Source organism: Mesorhizobium sp. LNJC405B00, assembly GCF_000502615.1.
In the GTDB taxonomy this organism is placed as follows: Bacteria; Pseudomonadota; Alphaproteobacteria; order Rhizobiales; family Rhizobiaceae; genus Mesorhizobium.
In genome coordinates this window covers 217,903-233,105 of the sequence record NZ_AYWC01000009.1, presented here as the reverse complement: position 1 = coordinate 233,105, position 15,203 = coordinate 217,903, and the positions used below count along the sequence as shown (strand labels likewise).

21 protein-coding genes and 3 pseudogenes are annotated in these 15,203 nt (G+C 62.7%); 11 read left to right on the top strand and 13 right to left on the bottom strand.

Translation table 11 applies throughout. The annotated features are described in order from the left end of the window. The first annotated feature begins 120 nt into the window (after nucleotides 1-120). Nucleotides 121-747, top strand: a complete 627-nt coding sequence (locus X756_RS147595; protein WP_023700644.1) for a TetR/AcrR family transcriptional regulator — start codon at nucleotides 121-123, stop codon at nucleotides 745-747. Here X756_RS147595 and X756_RS147600 read toward each other — a convergent pair. Continuing rightward, nucleotides 744-1,613, bottom strand: a complete 870-nt coding sequence (locus X756_RS147600) for a hypothetical protein (RefSeq protein ID WP_023715203.1) — start codon at nucleotides 1,611-1,613, stop codon at nucleotides 744-746. The genes X756_RS147595 and X756_RS147600 overlap by 4 nt on opposite strands. An 82-nt stretch (nucleotides 1,614-1,695) precedes the next feature. Here X756_RS147600 and X756_RS147605 point away from each other — a divergent pair, with 82 nt between their 5' ends. From X756_RS147605 to X756_RS1000000167730, 4 genes and pseudogenes are all read left to right on the top strand, one after another. Then, complete coding sequence (locus X756_RS147605; RefSeq protein WP_023730453.1) at nucleotides 1,696-2,493, top strand: methyltransferase domain-containing protein; 798 nt, start codon at nucleotides 1,696-1,698, stop codon at nucleotides 2,491-2,493. Between the two features lie 184 nt (nucleotides 2,494-2,677). Then, entirely contained in the window at nucleotides 2,678-2,833 is a 156-nt protein-coding gene (locus tag X756_RS01000000165720) for a hypothetical protein (RefSeq protein WP_023730452.1), read from the top strand. Between the two features lie 63 nt (nucleotides 2,834-2,896). Next, nucleotides 2,897-4,326 (top strand): annotated as a pseudogene (gene groL, locus X756_RS01000000165715) (chaperonin GroEL); the annotation flags it as partial. Further along, nucleotides 4,325-4,744: pseudogene (locus X756_RS1000000167730) on the top strand (TCP-1/cpn60 chaperonin family protein); the annotation flags it as partial. The pseudogenes groL and X756_RS1000000167730, both read left to right, overlap by 2 nt. A 71-nt stretch (nucleotides 4,745-4,815) precedes the next feature. Here the strand turns inward: X756_RS1000000167730 and X756_RS147610 are convergent. After that, a complete protein-coding gene (locus X756_RS147610; protein ID WP_023671514.1) occupies nucleotides 4,816-5,424 on the bottom strand; it encodes a TetR/AcrR family transcriptional regulator in 609 nt (202 codons plus the stop codon). Nucleotides 5,425-5,526: 102 nt separating this feature from the next. On the opposite strand from X756_RS147610, the pseudogene X756_RS1000000170585 reads away from it, so the two are divergent. From X756_RS1000000170585 to X756_RS147620, 4 genes and pseudogenes are all read left to right on the top strand, one after another. Next, nucleotides 5,527-5,730 (top strand): annotated as a pseudogene (locus X756_RS1000000170585) (NAD(P)-dependent alcohol dehydrogenase); the annotation flags it as partial. A gap of 164 nt (nucleotides 5,731-5,894) precedes the next feature. Beyond that, a complete protein-coding gene (locus X756_RS1000000169950) occupies nucleotides 5,895-6,536 on the top strand; it encodes a zinc-binding dehydrogenase (RefSeq protein ID WP_348529828.1) in 642 nt (213 codons plus the stop codon). Nucleotides 6,537-6,577: 41 nt separating this feature from the next. Further along, the gene (locus tag X756_RS147615) at nucleotides 6,578-7,027 is read left to right on the top strand and encodes an OsmC family peroxiredoxin (protein ID WP_023671512.1); all 450 of its coding nucleotides are present in this window, start codon (nucleotides 6,578-6,580) and stop codon (nucleotides 7,025-7,027) included. A 17-nt stretch (nucleotides 7,028-7,044) separates the two neighbouring features. Beyond that, nucleotides 7,045-7,431: a nuclear transport factor 2 family protein gene (locus tag X756_RS147620; RefSeq protein ID WP_023697709.1), complete on the top strand. Its 387-nt coding sequence runs from the start codon at nucleotides 7,045-7,047 to the stop codon at nucleotides 7,429-7,431. 71 nt (nucleotides 7,432-7,502) lie between these two features. Here X756_RS147620 and X756_RS147625 read toward each other — a convergent pair whose 3' ends face one another. Together X756_RS147625 and X756_RS147630 are read right to left on the bottom strand one after the other, a co-directional pair. Continuing rightward, nucleotides 7,503-8,018 carry an OsmC family protein gene (locus X756_RS147625; protein ID WP_023671510.1) on the bottom strand — a complete coding sequence of 172 codons (516 nt, stop codon included), beginning with the start codon at nucleotides 8,016-8,018 and terminating at the stop codon, nucleotides 7,503-7,505. A gap of 56 nt (nucleotides 8,019-8,074) precedes the next feature. After that, complete coding sequence (locus X756_RS147630) at nucleotides 8,075-8,500, bottom strand: GFA family protein (RefSeq protein ID WP_023715197.1); 426 nt, start codon at nucleotides 8,498-8,500, stop codon at nucleotides 8,075-8,077. Between the two features lie 182 nt (nucleotides 8,501-8,682). Here X756_RS147630 and X756_RS147635 point away from each other — a divergent pair, with 182 nt between their 5' ends. Next, on the top strand, nucleotides 8,683-9,675 hold the full coding sequence (locus X756_RS147635) for an AraC family transcriptional regulator (protein WP_023730451.1): 993 nt from the start codon (nucleotides 8,683-8,685) through the stop codon (nucleotides 9,673-9,675). A 23-nt stretch (nucleotides 9,676-9,698) separates the two neighbouring features. Here X756_RS147635 and X756_RS147640 read toward each other — a convergent pair whose 3' ends face one another. The 8 genes from X756_RS147640 to X756_RS147670 all read right to left on the bottom strand — a co-directional run bounded on the left by X756_RS147640 (nucleotide 9,699) and on the right by X756_RS147670 (nucleotide 13,539). After that, nucleotides 9,699-10,310, bottom strand: a complete 612-nt coding sequence (locus X756_RS147640; protein ID WP_023671507.1) for a LysE family translocator — start codon at nucleotides 10,308-10,310, stop codon at nucleotides 9,699-9,701. A 69-nt stretch (nucleotides 10,311-10,379) separates the two neighbouring features. Further along, nucleotides 10,380-10,712, bottom strand: coding sequence for a YkgJ family cysteine cluster protein (locus X756_RS147645; RefSeq protein ID WP_023697712.1), 333 nt, complete (start codon nucleotides 10,710-10,712; stop codon nucleotides 10,380-10,382). Nucleotides 10,713-10,764: 52 nt separating this feature from the next. After that, nucleotides 10,765-10,929, bottom strand: a complete 165-nt coding sequence (locus X756_RS1000000169410) for a hypothetical protein (RefSeq protein ID WP_023671505.1) — start codon at nucleotides 10,927-10,929, stop codon at nucleotides 10,765-10,767. Between the two features lies 1 nt (nucleotide 10,930). Next, on the bottom strand, nucleotides 10,931-11,338 hold the full coding sequence (locus tag X756_RS147650) for a hypothetical protein (protein WP_023671504.1): 408 nt from the start codon (nucleotides 11,336-11,338) through the stop codon (nucleotides 10,931-10,933). Next, on the bottom strand, nucleotides 11,338-11,562 hold the full coding sequence (locus X756_RS147655) for a hypothetical protein (RefSeq protein WP_023689917.1): 225 nt from the start codon (nucleotides 11,560-11,562) through the stop codon (nucleotides 11,338-11,340). Before X756_RS147655 ends, X756_RS147650 begins: the two co-directional genes overlap by 1 nt. A 293-nt stretch (nucleotides 11,563-11,855) precedes the next feature. Continuing rightward, nucleotides 11,856-12,065, bottom strand: coding sequence for a cold-shock protein (locus X756_RS147660; RefSeq protein ID WP_023671502.1), 210 nt, complete (start codon nucleotides 12,063-12,065; stop codon nucleotides 11,856-11,858). Nucleotides 12,066-12,525: 460 nt separating this feature from the next. After that, entirely contained in the window at nucleotides 12,526-12,855 is a 330-nt protein-coding gene (locus tag X756_RS147665) for a YciI family protein (RefSeq protein ID WP_023730449.1), read from the bottom strand. 30 nt (nucleotides 12,856-12,885) lie between these two features. Beyond that, the gene (locus X756_RS147670) at nucleotides 12,886-13,539 is read right to left on the bottom strand and encodes a glutathione S-transferase family protein (RefSeq protein WP_023730448.1); all 654 of its coding nucleotides are present in this window, start codon (nucleotides 13,537-13,539) and stop codon (nucleotides 12,886-12,888) included. A 170-nt stretch (nucleotides 13,540-13,709) separates the two neighbouring features. Between X756_RS147670 and X756_RS147675 the strand changes: the two genes are divergently transcribed. Further along, complete coding sequence (locus tag X756_RS147675; protein ID WP_023671498.1) at nucleotides 13,710-13,889, top strand: CsbD family protein; 180 nt, start codon at nucleotides 13,710-13,712, stop codon at nucleotides 13,887-13,889. Between the two features lie 50 nt (nucleotides 13,890-13,939). Here X756_RS147675 and X756_RS147680 read toward each other — a convergent pair whose 3' ends face one another. Further along, nucleotides 13,940-15,064, bottom strand: coding sequence for a metallophosphoesterase (locus X756_RS147680; protein WP_023730447.1), 1,125 nt, complete (start codon nucleotides 15,062-15,064; stop codon nucleotides 13,940-13,942). Nucleotides 15,065-15,203 lie beyond the last annotated feature (139 nt).

The following is a 15,203-nucleotide window of genomic DNA, read 5'->3' as shown; positions in this document are numbered from 1 at the left end:
AGCATTTAGAAACTGATACTCGATCATATTCGTTTGTCAATCAGTAGCGGGACTTGGCACCAACAAGGCTGGGGATGGTCTTGGCGATCGAATGGTCTGGGCGATCGAGAGGATGGCGGCATGAACGAAGCAGTGCAGATGACGACCGAACCGAGGCGCAGGCCCAAACAGGAGCGCAGCCGCGAGCGCATCGACGCCATCCTGTCGACGACCATGCGGCTGATCGGCGAGAAAGGCATCGACGCCGTCACCATGAAGGAAGTCGGCGCACAGGCCGGCGGGCCGATCGCCACCGTCTATCATTACTTCCCCAACAAGTCGGCGATCCTGGCGATGCTCTACGAGCGATTCTCCGAAGTGAGCCGCGCCCGGCTTGCCGCGATCGTTGCCGAGGTCGGCGGGCTGAGCGACGTTATCGCTGCGGCCGACCGGCTGCTCGACGACTACTATGAGCGCGTCGCCGGCGACCCCGCCATTCAGGACCTGCAAAACGCCATCCAGGCTGACAAGGCGCTGAAGAATCTCGACATCGCCGAAACCCGGCGCCAGGCGACGATGTTCTGCGACCATGTCGGCCCCTTTCTCGCGCCAGAGCGACGCAATGAGTTCGGCCGTATGGTTTTCCTGATCTTCCAGCTGGCCGGCAGCGTCGTGCGCATGGCGCTGACCCAGAACCAGGAGGAAAGCCGCCACACCATCGAGGACTACCGGTCGATCATCCATACGCAGTTGGGACTGTTTCTCTAGCGCCCGATTCGACCCCGTCCGGTCTGGTGGATGAGGTTTTCGAAGCCGTCGGCCAGGTTGGCTGTGCCGGCGGCAACAATCTTCGACAGGTTCCTGGCGCGACCTGGGGTCTTGTTGGCATCGAGCAGCACGGCCCTGCCCTCATGCACGACAAAGTCGAATTTGCCATAGTCGAAGCCCAGCTTCCGACGCAAGGCGCGCAGTTCGTCGGGAACCGCAACCGGCTGCCGGCGGACGGTGTCGTCGCCCTTGACCAGGCGCTGCGGCGAGACATAGCGGGTGCAGCGCTCCCGATCGCCGCAGAATATCCAGAACCGCGCCGCAAACCCGTCGGGCTCGATTTCGGGAATGAATTTTTCCACGATCAGGTCGGCACGCCTGAAAATCTCCGGCGCCACATCGGCCAGCGAGGCATGCACCTGATAACGGTCGAAGGTCTGCGCGCCCGGGAAAGGCACTGCCTTGCCGGCGCGAACGGATTTTCGGTTGAGCTGCTCCTCGGGCGTCCCCCAATGATTGAGGTTGCTCTTGACGATGACCTGGCCGCTCCAGTTGGCACCCTCCTCGAGGATCGCACCGCTGATGCGGCGCTTGGAAATGTCGGTTGCACCAAGATTGAGACAAATCGGAAATCCGCGCGCGTAGTCGACATAGTCCGATGGCGTCACTGTCGCGTCGACATGCAGGACGGCAATATCGGCGTTATGACTTGCCGAGGGTCCACGCATGATCTGCACGGAGTGACCGCGCCGTTTCAGCTCCGCCAGGACGTCGAACAGCATGTAGGGGCTGTCCTGGCGCAGCAGGAGGCCCCGCCGGCTCTGGAAGCGGTCAAATTCATGCGTTATGACGGCAATGCGGGCCATGGCCTTTCCTGCATGAGGTAACTCGCAAGGCAACCAACAGCCTGGAAGGAAATATGTCCAGCCTTTCCCCAAACCGTTCCGCATGACTGAGCATTGGGACGCAATTCGCCGTCATTGGCGGCTTCTCGGGTCGCCGCTGTGTCCGCGCCCGGAAGCTGTCGCCGCCTATGAGCGCGAACTTAGCCTGCAATCAGTCGATGTGGTGCTGCTCGGGGTCACGCCGGAGCTTGCCGCCCTCGGAAGGACCATGCTCGCGATCGACGAGTCCACTGCCATGATATCGGGCATCTGGCCGGGCGATACCGCCTCACGCAAGGCGGTGATCGGCAACTGGCTGGAGTTGCCGCTGGGCGACGAAAGCGCCGGGGCGGTGATCGGCGACGGCTGCCTGTCGGCGCTGGACTCCTCGGTTGCACGGCAGGCGCTGCTTGCCGAGATCGCGCGTGTGCTGAAGTCCGATGGGCGGGCTGCATTGCGCGCCTATGCAAGCCCTCAGGTGCCGGAGGATCTGCAGGAGGTCCGGGCGCTGACGCTGTCCGGTGGTGTCGCGACCTTCCACGAACTCAAATGGCGCATTGCCATGGCTTGTGCCGGCGGCGATCCCGACCGCGCCATTCCGGTGCGGGCGATCCTCGACGCCTTCGATGCGCTGTTTGCCGACCGGGAGGCCCTTGCCGCGACGACCGGATGGGAGATGCCGGTCATCGGCACCATCGATGTCTATGCGAATTCGCAGACTGTCTACAGTTTCGCCCCGGCGGCGACGCTGGTCGAAGAGGCGAGCCGGTTTTTTGACAGTGTCCGCCTCGCGCCGACAGGGACCTATGGGCTGGCTGAACGCTGTCCGCTTCTGGTGCTTAAATCGCCGCGGCGCCGGTAGGGTCTGCCGTCGGATCGCGGCACGGCTCCAATTGGCACAATTGTGCTCACCGTTCGCCTTGACTCTCGAAAGCCACGCGCTTATTTCAGCGCACGTTAGCACTCTCCCCAGGCGAGTGCTAACGCACATCCGGCACCGCCGGATCGAGGAACAGCTCTCACCGTTCTCATTCGAGGAAGAAAAAATGGCAAAGTCGAAGTTCCGCCCGCTTCATGACCGCGTGGTCGTACGCCGGGTCGAATCCGAATCCAAGACCGCCGGCGGGATCATCATCCCGGATACGGCNGGCGAAGACCTTCTGATCATGAAGGAATCCGACATTATGGGCATCATCGGCTGATCATCGGCCTCACCGTCAACTAATTTCGGGCTTGATCGCAAGCCCCCTGCCAGGAGCTAAAAAATGGCTGCTAAAGACGTAAAATTCTCCCGCGACGCCCGCGAGCGCATGCTGCGCGGCGTCAACATCCTCGCCGACGCAGTGAAGGTCACGCTCGGCCCCAAGGGCCGCAACGTCGTCATCGACAAGTCGTTCGGCGCACCGCGCATCACCAAGGACGGCGTCACCGTCGCCAAGGAAATCGAGCTTGAAGACAAGTTCGAAAACATGGGCGCGCAGATGGTCCGCGAAGTCGCTTCGAAGACCAACGACATCGCCGGCGACGGCACCACGACCGCGACCGTTCTGGCGCAGTCGATCGTCCAGGAAGGCCACAAGGCCGTTGCCGCCGGCATGAACCCGATGGATCTGAAGCGCGGCATCGACCTGGCCGTGACCGAAGTCGTCGCGGCTCTCGGCAAGGCTGCCAAGAAGATCAAGACCTCCGAGGAAGTTGCCCAGGTCGGCACGATCTCGGCCAATGGCGACGAGTCGGTCGGCGCCATGATCGCCGAAGCGATGCAGAAGGTCGGCAATGAAGGCGTCATCACGGTTGAAGAAGCCAAGACCGCCGAGACCGAGCTGGAAGTCGTCGAAGGCATGCAGTTCGACCGCGGCTATCTCTCGCCCTACTTCGTCACCAACGCCGACAAGATGGTTGCCGAGCTCGAGGACGTCTACATCCTCCTGCACGAGAAGAAGCTGTCCAACCTCCAGGCCATGCTGCCGGTTCTCGAAGCCGTCGTGCAGACCTCCAAGCCGCTGCTCATCATCTCGGAAGACGTCGAAGGCGAGGCTCTGGCCACGCTGGTCGTCAACAAGCTGCGNGGCCTGAAGATCGCCGCCGTCAAGGCGCCGGGCTTCGGTGATCGCCGCAAGGCCATGCTGGAAGACATCGCCATCCTGACCGGTGGCCAGGTCATCTCGGAAGACCTCGGCATCAAGCTCGAGAACGTCGGCCTCAACATGCTTGGCCGCGCCAAGAAGGTGTCGATCTCCAAGGAGAACACCACCATCGTCGACGGCGCCGGCAAGAAGGCCGAGATCCAGGGCCGCGTTGCCCAGATCAAGCAGCAGATCGAAGAGACCACGTCGGACTACGACAAGGAGAAGCTGCAGGAACGTCTGGCGAAGCTCGCCNCAAGCAGCAGATCGAAGAGACCACGTCGGACTACGACAAGGAGAAGCTGCAGGAACGTCTGGCGAAGCTCGCCGGCGGCGTTGCGGTGATCCGTGTCGGCGGCGCGACGGAAGTCGAAGTCAAGGAAAAGAAGGACCGCGTCGATGACGCCCTCAACGCGACCCGTGCGGCCGTGGAAGAAGGCATCGTTGCAGGCGGCGGCGTCGCTCTCCTGCGCGCTTCGGCCAACATCAAGGTCACCGGCGTCAATGCCGACCAGGCTGCCGGAATCAACATCGTTCGTCGTGCACTGCAGGCTCCGGCCCGTCAGATCNGGCGGCGGCGTCGCTCTCCTGCGCGCTTCGGCCAACATCAAGGTCACCGGCGTCAATGCCGACCAGGCTGCCGGCATCAACATCGTTCGTCGTGCACTGCAGGCTCCGGCCCGTCAGATCGCTTCGAACGCAGGTGCTGAAGCTTCAATCGTCGCCGGCAAGATCCTCGACAACAAGGGCGCGACCTACGGCTACAACGCCCAGACCGGCGAGTATGGCGACATGATCGCCATGGGCATCGTCGACCCGGTCAAGGTCGTTCGCACCGCTCTCCAGGACGCGGCTTCGGTCGCCGGCCTGCTCGTCACCACCGAAGCCATGATCGCGGAGGCTCCCAAGAAGGAGTCGGCTGGCGGCGGCATGCCTGGCGGCATGGGCGGCGGCGGCATGGGCGGCATGGGCGGCATGGATTTCTAATCCAAGCTATCTGGCTTATGCATACGGAAAGGGCGCCGAGAGGCGCCCTTTTTATTTTGGAAAGCGGATGGTTAGGCGGCGCTGTCCGCCTGCCGCGCAACCTTGCCTGCAAGCACCGCCTGCTCGACAAGCGCCGCCACCTCGTCGGCCACCACCAGCACCGGTGCACGGTCGCGGGTGGCCCGCGCAATCACCATAAGCCCTTCCAGCGACGATTCGATCAGCAGCGCCAAAGCGTGCGCGCGGCGTTCGGGCACCCCTGCCCTGACGAAGGCCTGTCGCAGCAAGCCGATCCATTGCTCGAAAGCCGATCGGCAGAGTTCCGCCAGTTCCGGCACATCGGTGGGTGAATCCAGCACCACCGGCGCGATGGGGCAACCCAGCGAAAAATCATTGTCCTCCAGCATGCGCCCGACCGACTGGTAGATGTGATGGACGGCCACTGCAGGATCGCTCTCGGCTGCCAGTGCTTCGCCCAGCTTTTTCGTGACGTCGGCAACGCTGTTGCGCGTCACCTCGATGACCAGTTGGTCCTTGCCGCCCGGGAAATGAAAATAGAGCGAGCCGCGCGGCGCCCCGCTGGCGCCCAGAATGTCGTTGAGCGAGGTGCCGTGATAGCCGCGCTGCCTGAGCAACAGGCCTGTGGTCTCGAGTATGCGGGTGCGGGTGTCGTTGGCCATGTCAACCTCTGTCGGCAGTGACGCATTATAGGCCTTGCCAAGAATATGACAATCGGTCTATATAATATGTAGATCAGTCTATATATTATTAAGGAGAGTGACATGCGCAGCTACCGTCTTGGAGGGTTTGGTGGAACCGAATCCCTGGCGATGCGCGAGGAGGCGCGGACGGAACCGAAACCGCATGAGATCGTGGTGCGAGTCCGCGCCGCCTCGCTCAATCGGCGCGACACGATGATCCTTGGTGGCACCTATCCGTTGCCGCCGCGGCAAGGCATCGTGCCGCTGAGCGACGGCGCCGGTGACGTCGTCGCAATCGGCGATGCCGTTACCCGTTTTGCCGTCGGCGACCGCGTCACCGGCAGCTACTTCGCCCGCTGGATCGATGGCCGCATCAATGCCGGTCTGATCGACCAGCTCGGCTGTACGCTGGACGGCATGCTGACTGAGTTTGCCGTGCTCGACGAACAATGGGCGGCGCGACTGCCCGATCATCTGAGCTGGCACGAAGCGGCGACGCTGACCTGCGCCGGCGTGACGGCCTGGAACGCGGTGACCCGGACCCGGATTCCGAAGCCCGGTCAATGGGTTCTCACCATCGGTTCGGGTGGCGTTTCGCTGTTTGCTCTGCAGTTCGCCAAGTTGCTCGGCTGCCGGGTTGTCGCATCACATCGCGCGCGGAGAAGGCCGACAGGCTGCGGGCGCTGGGCGCCGACCTCGTTGTCTCCAGCACCGACATACCGGAATGGGGCGGCTGGGCGCGCGAGCAGACAGGCGGAGTCGACCTCGTCGTCGAAACCGGCGGCCCGGCCACCTTCGCGCAGTCGCTGATTGCCAGCACGCTTTATGGACACATCGTGCTGCTGACGCTGCAGGACGCCAGTGGCAGATCGATCGAGATGCCGGCAGCGCTTTATCAGCGCAGCCTCGCCACCATCAGCCGCCTGTTCGTCGGCAGCCGCAGCAATCTTGAGGCCATGCTGCGCGCCGTGTCGCAGCATCGCCTCAAGCCCGTTATCGACAGGGTCTTCCCCTTTGCCGAAGCCCCCGAAGCGTACCGCCACTTCCAGCAGGGCGACGTGTTCGGGAAGGTTGTCATCGACTGCGCCTGACCCAATTGCCCGCTTTTCAACCCCGAATCAGGAGAACGACCATGACCATCCGTGAAGCTTCCGCAGAATGGCAAGGCACGCTGAAGGAAGGCGGCGGCCGTCTGCGGCTTGGCAGCGGCGTCTTCGAAGGCGCCTATTCCTTTCCGTCGCGGTTCGAGAACGGTCCGGGCACCAATCCCGAAGAGCTGATCGGGGCAGCACATGCCGGCTGCTTCTCGATGGCGCTGACCTTCATCCTCGGCCAGGAAGGCCACGTCGCCCGCACCATCCGCACCGTCGCCAAGGTGCATCTCGGCGCGACCGCCGCCGGGCCGACGATCACCCACATCGAGCTCGAAACGGAAGCAGAGATTCCCGGCCTTCAGCCTGCCGAATTCCAGCGTATGGCGGAGACGGCGAAGACGACCTGCCTTGTCTCTCGCGCTTTGGCCGGCGTTACAACCATCACCCTCAAGGCCGAGCTGGCCGCCACCACTGCCACGGAACAATGAAAACCAGGAGATATGAGATGAGCCAGGACAGCATCACGAGCATTCATCCGGGCGACCACTCTAGCCAGACGGCCGAGATCATGCGTCGCTTCAACGATGTGTTCCAGTTGCACGATCCGTCCGCGCTTGCCGAGTTGGTGGCGCAGGATTGCGTTATCGAAAACACCGTGCCGGCGCCGGACGGCGCCCGCCATGCCGGCAAAGAGGCATGCATTGACCTATGGTCGGCGATCGCCACCCAGCCCGGCACGCGCTTCGACCTCGAGGAAACCTTCGTCGCCGGTGAACGGGCGACGATCCGCTGGCGCTACTTCATGGCCGACGGCAACTCCATCCGCGGCGTCAACCTGATGCGTGTCGCGGACGAGCTGATCGTCGAGGCGATGGGTTACGTCAAAGGATAGAAGCGTTGCCCGGCACTCCCGTTCCCAGCCCGGAATCTCGCTCAAGTCGAGTTTCCGGGCCGGTTTTCTGGTCACTGGATGACGCGGTGCAGCTTCACCGTGGTGCTGGGACTATTCTGGATGGTCTGGAAGATCACGCAATAGCGATCCGTGAGTTCGAGCAGTTGGTCGAGCTGACTTTGGGGAGCGTCGGTGTCGATGTCGAACCGCAAGCGGATTTCCTTGAAGCCGACTGGAACACCCGCAGTCACGCCGAGCGTGCCGCGAAGATCGACGTCACCTTCCGCGGAAACTTCGGCGGACCTGATCGGAATTTCGAGCACGGCCGCCGCCGCGCGCATCGAGACACCGGCGCATGCGATCAGCGCCTCCAGCAGCATGTCGCCGGAGCACAGTTCCTGGCCGCTGCCCCCGGCCATCGGATGGATGCCGGCAAGCGCCAGCCCGCGTCCGGTCTCGACCTTGCAGGTCACGGTGGACGCGTCGGCGACGCCTTTGGCCTTCAAGGTGAGGAACGCGGCCTTCGCATCCCTGCGATAGAGATCCTTGATCGGCTCCTGCGTGGCGCGAAATGTTGCGATTTCCATGAACAATCTCCTGTCTTGAATTGTCGTTGTCAAAAATGGCGAGCAGTGGCCGGGCCTTATTCCGGCACCGCGATGCCGGAGCCGCCGAGCTCAGCCGGAAAGTCCCTGAGCTTGGGCAGCCCGTCCTTCATCGGCAGCACGGTCTCAGCGTAGTTGACGTGAACTCCAGGCGTGAATTTCACGCCTGGTATCGTTGCCGCATAGACATCGACCAGGCCGAGCGGCGGATGAACGGTCATCAGATGACCACCGCATTTCGTGCAGAACTGGCGATCGCTCATTTCGGTCTTCTCGAACCCGGACAGGAACTCCGCGCCCCCGGTGACCTTGACGTTCTGAGGCTTCCACAGCGTGAATGCGTTCACGGGAGACGCCGACCACGATCGACACGAACCGCAATGGCAATAGCCCATTGCCTCGGCGGCTCCGTGCACTTCGATTTCCACAGCGCCGCAAAAACACCCGCCCTTATGTACCGTCATGATATTTGTCCCTGGTTGGTTTCGACAGCACTCAGCGCCCACTCTCGGCAGCGCTTGAGCACCGGTGCAGGTTTAGGAGTTCTGGCCGCGAACTGAATGATACGGCGTCCGCCTCGCTTGACAGCGCGTCCGGAACTCGAAAGGGATGGCTGGCCGGCTAGCCGGGTGCGGGACGAAACGGAATGGCCGGGGATGCTCTGTCTGACCTGTTGAGGACGGTACGCCTTACCGGCGCGACGTTTTTTGACATTGAGGGCCACGAGCCGTGGGCCGTCTGCTCGCCGGCGCCATCGTCCATCCTGCCGAAGATCCTGCCCGGTGCGGACCATCTGATCTCCTACCATGTGGTAACGGCCGGTCGCTGCTTCGCGCGCATCGTCGGCCAGGAAGCGATCGCGCTGGAGGCAGGCGAAGTCGTCGTCTTCACCAGGAGCGACCCGCATATTATGTCCAGCAATCCGGCGCTGCGCGCCGATCCGCCGACAGCCGACGTTCTCGACATCGCAACATCCAGCCGGATGCCGTTTTACATCAACTGCGCCGGCGACGGCGCGACCTCGGCCAGGCTGGTTTGCGGCTATCTCGCCTGTGATGCACAGCCATTCAATCCCCTGCTCGAGGCTTTGCCGCCGGTGATCAAGGCCGGAGATGCCAAAGGCGATGGCGGCTGGCTCAGCCAGTTCATCAACCTGGCTGTCACGGAGGTGGCGCAAAAGCGCGCAGGCAGTGAAACGGTGCTCACCAAACTGAGCGAACTGATGTTTGTCGACGTGTTGCGCCGTTACTTGGAATCGCTGCCGCCACGAACCACGGGATGGCTGGCTGGCCTGCGCGATCCAAACCTGGCGAGGGCACTGGCGCTGATCCACGACCGGCCGGCGCATAACTGGACGGTGGAGGCGCTGGCGAAGGACTCCGCGCTGTCGCGCAGCGTGCTCGCCGAACGCTTCACCAGGCTGGTCGGCATGCCGCCAATGCATTATCTCGCCAAATGGCGCATGCAGATCGCCTCGGAGCTGCTCAGCGCCGGCACCAGTAACATGGCCAGCATTGCCGCTGAAATCGGCTACGAATCCGAGGCAGCGTTCAGCCGCGCCTTCAAGAAGATGATCGGCCTTCCGCCCTCGGCCTGGCGTCTAGGCATCCGGACCGGATCCGGAACCGACGAAGAGTAGGCCGAGGCCTGGCAGCTCCTGTTCTATCGATCAGCCAGCGCCAGCTTGGCGCCAAGCATGACAAAGGCGCCGGCGAAGGTGCGGCGCATCCAGGTCAGCACCATCGGCCGCGACACGACATGGCTGCGGATCGAGGCCGCAAAGATGCCGTAAGCGACGAAGACGACGAAGGTCAGTAGCATGAAGACGCTCGAGAGTTCGAGCATCTTGGCAAATGCGTTCGGTTCGGTCGTGCTGACGAATTGCGGCAGGAAGGCAAAGAAGAAGATCGACAGCTTCGGGTTCAGGATGTTGATCAGGATACCGGAGGTGATGACCTTGGCTGCCGAGCGGGGTGCCGCGTTTTCATCGACGCTCAGGCCGCCCTTCTCGTTCAGCGTGTTCCAGGCCATGTAGAGGAGATAGGCGACGCCGAGATATTTCAGCGTCTCGAAGGCGACAGCACTTGTGTGCAGCAGCGCCGCCAAGCCGGTGATGGCGGCGGCCATATGCGGGATGATGCCAAGCGTGCAGCCGAATGCAGCAGTGATCGAGGCGCGCGCGCCTCGCGAAAGCCCGGCGCTCAGCGTGTAGAGAACGCCGGTGCCGGGCGAAGCCACGACGATCAGCGACGTCAACAGGAATTCGATGCTCATGGTTCCTCCAACGCCCTGCCCGTAGTGGAAGCTATCGGGGGATGTGGGATGAGGCAAGGTGGGCGTCGGCTAGATCGTTGGCATCCCGTGCGCCTTGCGCGCCATCAGGCAATCGTCGCCGCCAGGCATGCAGGCGTGGCAGACGTCCGGGCGGATCTCGTAGATGCCGCAGGCCGTGTGCTTGCCGATCTCGCCCGTAAGCGCCGAACAGCGGACGCCCTCGCAGCGCATCCCGGACAGGTCGGCGGACACGAACTTTTCCGGAATCCGGTCAAGTTGCGCATCGTCCTCGGTCGAGAAGCGCGGCCATTCGGCCGAGTAGGAGCAGCAGGCGCCGCAGCTCTGGCAATCGAAAACCGGCTGGCCGTCCTGTTTTGACGACCGGATATCCCTGGCGGCCAACGCGACCAGCCCAGGCGCTGCGAGATTGCGATCGGCTTGGTGCGGCAAGGCGCTATTTCTTCTTGCCTGCCTTGCCCTTGGGCGTGGCGGCTGGCGCCTCGAACAGATCGGTTGCCGACGGTTCGGCGGCCTTCGGCGCGGCAGCGGGCTTGGCCTGCTTTGCAGTGGCAGCAGCCGGCGCTGCCGGCTGGTCCTTGGTGGAAAACTTTATGGCCATGTCAGTCCTCGTCGGAAAAGCGGGATGATGGTGCGCGCGGATTGCGCAAGCGGCCGATCAGCGCCGAGACCGCCGTGATGTTCATTTCCTCGGGCGACCAGTTCCTCGCCTCGGCAATGTGGTGCGCCGCCAGTTCGCGATGCGTGCTGCCGCTATAGGCGGCATCCTGGTAGGTCACGCGCTCCTGGGTCTTTTTGTCCTCGCGGACATATTCGACCAGATAGTTCGGAGCTTCGGCACGGCCGCGCACGCCGACGCGCACCTGGGCATCGCCATGCGCGCGCTTGCAGCGCTCGAGCTTTTCCAGCACACGGCGGACATATTCGACCGGCTTGTCCAGGCCCGGGACCATGGACGCGATGGTCGCATCGGCATCGATCGGCGTCGGCGGTACGCGCTTGGTGGCCATCAGCGTTTGCCTGCCCGCTTTGGCAGCGCCGCAAGGACTGCGGCCGCTGCCATGTCGTCGGCTTCCTTTTCCTTGCGCAGTTCGCGCAAGCGCGCGGTCTTGGCTTCGCGCGCCTCGCTGACGGCATCACGCTCGGACAGGATGCGGTTGAGTGACATCGACTGGGTTTGCGTCTTGCTGAACAGCGAGCCGGCCTGGTCGGCGGTCTTGGATTGAGTGGTCAAAACTTTCTCCTGTCGGGAGCCTGGTGCCGATAGAGCGAGAGCGGTCTTCGATTTCGACCAAAGCAATACGGCAGCGGGGCAGTATGGGCGGTTCAGATTGCTGGAGCGTCCCTTAGCACGTTCCGGCCGGCGTGCGGCGCACTTTTAGCGGCACGACGCACAAAATGAAAAAGGCCAGGCACCGCCTGACCTTCCATGAAAGCGCCGCGCATCCAGTTGGATGCGCAAGGCGCTCCTTTCAGCCTTTCATCGGTGCCAGTACATCCGTGGTCACCGGAAGGCCGAATTCCTTATCAGGCCGCCTTCAACTGGTCGGCGGACATCTTGCCTGACTTGTTGTCGCGGGTCATCTCGTAGCCGAGCTTCTGGCCCTCGACGATGTCACGCATGCCGGCGCGCTCTACGGCCGAGATGTGGACAAAAACGTCGGCGGAGCCGTCGTCAGGCTGAATAAAACCAAAACCTTTGGTGGCGTTGAACCATTTCACTGTGCCGGTGGCCATGAAGAACCCTTTCCCTGGCAAATATTCGTTCACCATCGTGCGACTGCACAACAGCGTTTTGTCTCGATTTTTGATGGGGAAGTTCGTCAAAGGCGCGCATCATGCGCGGATAACAAAAGTCGGTCAAACAAATATCGACATGTTTCTTATAGACTTCTTTTAGCGCCGAGTCAATTTCTGGTTTGGCCGGAGCCCAAATTCAACCTGAGGGTGCCTGAGGCATAAGCCTCAACTGACGAGGTGGCGGAGCTCAAGGCGTTCCAAAAAGTATTCCACGCCCCGGAACCAATCGCAAGCCGGCGCATTTCCGTGGTGTCAGCAATTCAGAGAACAATCTCGGTAATGCTGGCAAAAGAACGCCTCCCGCACATTAAACGGTGCGAGAGGCGTTCTTGTATGTGCCGTTGTCTGACACAATTCCCAAGGGAAAACCGTTTCACATCCATAAACTTACGCTCGCCTACAGGATCGCGCTGATCAGCGGCAGGATCTCGTAGTGGAAACCGCGGCCGGAGCTCGACACCGGATCGCCGTCGGTGACCGCTCTTGCCTCGGCTTCGCTGCCGACACGCAGGATCAGCAGACCCCAAGGGCCGGCCGGGTCGGCGACCGGCCCGGCCAGGATCATGGTGCCCTCGGCAAGCTTGCCGCGCAGATAGTCGGCATGCCGGCCCATCAACTCCCTCTGCTCCTCCGTCAGGGTGAAGGCGAAGTCCGGCCGAGGCGGGATCAGCCGGCAGTGGAAGATTGTTGGCGCGGTAGTCTCGCGCGGTCCATCATTGCTGGCCATCGATCACTCACCGTGATGTCATTAGTGGTCCTATTCGTCCGGGCCGGGTTCCGGCCAAGTCTCCTTCGCTGCTTCCGCATACCAGTGCCGCATCGCCGGCGTTGCCAACACGGCGTCGACGTAGGCGCGCGTGTCGGGCGCGAGCTTGCCGCCATAGGTGTCGAAGCGGGTGACGACAGGTGCATACATGGCATCGGCCGCGGTGAAATGACCGAACAGGAAGGGGCCGCCCTTGCCGTATTGTTCCCGGCACTGGCGCCAGATCGTTTCGATGCGCGCGCGCTGCATTTCGCCTTCGGCGTCGAGCGGCTTGTGGCCCTTCGGCCGGCGCAAATTCATCGGCCAGCCATAGCGCACCTCGCGAAAGCCGGAATGCATCTCGGTCGCTACCGAGCGGGCCAGCGCTCGGGCGCCGATATCCTGAGGCCAAAGCTTTTTCTCCGGAAACAGGTCGGCGAGATATTCAAGGATGGCAAGGGTTTCCCAGACAATCCTGCCATTGTGATTCAACACTGGCACAAGGCCGGTGGGCGAGACTTTCGCCAGAGCGGCAAAGGTTTCGGGCGTGCGCAGGCGCACGAAACCTTCCTCGAACGGGATCTCCAGATGCTTCATCGCCATCCATGGCCTCAGCGACCAGGACGAAAAGCACTTGTTGGCGATGATGAGCGTAAATTCAGCCAAGGCGGTCTCCCCAAAATTTCGTCACACTAGTCACACGATACGACGCGGCAAAGCGTTTCGGCGACCATATAAGCGACCAGATGCGACGATGATCGCCGCCCAGGGAACCTAAGCCAAGCCGGCCCGTTTGCCTCCTGCGAATGAATCCCCGAATCCCAGGAGATGCAAAGATGGTGAACAAGGATCAGGTTGCCGGCGTGGCCAAGCAGGTCAAGGGCTCGGTCAAGGAGGCCGGCGGCAAGGCGACCGGCAACAGGCAGACCCAGGCCGAAGGCACGGCCGACAAGACCGCCGGCAAGGTGCAGAAGGTGTATGGCGACGTGAAGGACAAGATCAAAAAGGCGCTCTGATTCGATCTTGCAGGCAATGAGGAAGGCGGCTCAAGACCGCCTTTTTCTTGTCAGAGGCTGAGGCTCTTGCTGAAGGCGCTGGTGAACTTGACCCCGCCCCGGTCGCCCGCCGCCTCGCCTAGCACCACGTCCATGCCGTCCCCGGTTACCCTCACCAGCGCGAAGCCACCCATATAGGCAGCCTTCGGCTTGAACAGGTCGAGGCCATCGCTTTTGTAGACCATAGTCACTTCGTGCTGATGGCCATGGAAGATGGCGATGACATTGTAGCCCTTCAGCGCCGCCAGCAGCGCTTGGCGGTCGGCCTCGCTCCACCAGTGCGGCGCGCCTGCGCCGTCATCGTCATAGGTGCGCTTGGCCGGGTCCCAGCGCTCGACCGAGAAAGTGTCCCAGCCATAGTGCTGGAACAGGATGACGGGACGGCCATCCGCCGCGTAGGTCGCCAGATCCTGCTTCAGCCACGGCAGGCTGCTCACCGCGCCATGGCCGGTGTCGCCGGCAAAGCGGTGGGTCTGGACGAGATGCAGGCCGCCCCAGTCCCAGGAATAGCAGTCGGTGTCGACATCGTATTCGGTGGCCGGCACCGGCGGCTTGAAGAATACGCCGGGGCGGTGGTTGACCTCGACATAGTCGCGCAGTTCACGCCGGTACCAGTCGACATGCGGCGGCGAGCCGTTCTGGTCGAGATCGTGGTTGCCGAGCCCAACATAGACCGGCATGTGCACGCGGTCCGGGCCGACGCCCTGTTGATAGCGCTGGCTGAACTGCAACAGTTGCGTGCCTTCGCTGGGCTCGGTGATCTGGCCGCCGCCATCGTCGGTGATGTCGCCGCCGACAACGAGGCCGAGCGGCGCATCGATGCGGCTGCCGGCCGAACGCAGGCGGGTTGCAACGCCATCGATCTCGACTGGCCATTGCCGGCCGGCCAAGCCATTGAGGACAGCGACATTGCGCAACAGCGCGGCATCGGTCTTGCCTTCCTCCAGGCAGTTGGGGCTGAGGCCGCTCGACATGCGGCAGGCATGGACATCGGCGATGAACAGAAAGGTGGCGTCGATGGGCTGGATGCGCTTGCCGGTCTGGCCAAGCGCGGCGCGCGGCAGCATGCCAGCCATGGCAAGGCCGGCTGCCTGTGCGAGGAAATTGCGACGGGAGAGGACGAGCTTGCGATTCATGACCTGAAATTCAGCACAGCCGGCGCCCCACCGTCCAGTTGCCAGGAATGGCAGGTCGACACGGCACTGTGGCTCTGGCATTTCTTGGGTCATGCTGGCGCGCAGCAAATACAAGCAGAGGGGGAGGATTTCATGAGAG